Source organism: Faecalibacterium sp. DFI.5.82 (genome assembly GCF_029076575.1).
GTDB lineage: Bacteria > Bacillota > Clostridia > Oscillospirales > Ruminococcaceae > Faecalibacterium > Faecalibacterium duncaniae.
On record NZ_JARFIS010000340.1, the window covers coordinates 1 to 321 of the forward strand.

Genomic DNA, 321 nt, shown 5'->3' on the forward strand with positions numbered 1-321 from the left:
CAGCATGGCGGTGTAGGCCGCGAGCCTGTCCTTGATCCGTTGTGTGATCGGCTTCTCGCTCATTATGTCAGGGCGTCACTCCTGCTCACCTCCTTCCTCGTCAGGCTCGAATATCGCGGCGATCTCCTCGCGCGGTAGCTCTCGGCCTTGACGGACGCAGCGCACGGTTGTCTTTCCTGTTATTCTGATGTACCTCTTGACGATCACGTCCGTGAAGGCGGGCGTCAGCTCCATGATGTCGGAGGGCTGCCCGTATGCCTCGCAGGCGGCCAGCGTTGTGCCGGAGCCGCCGAAGGGATCATAGACGCCCGTGGCGAAGTG

Annotated in this window: 1 pseudogene; it reads right to left on the bottom strand. The window is 62.0% G+C overall.

What is annotated here, in order from left to right:
- Positions 1-75: 75 nt before the first annotated feature.
- Positions 76-321 (bottom strand): annotated as a pseudogene (locus P0G09_RS16905) (DNA methylase); the annotation flags it as partial.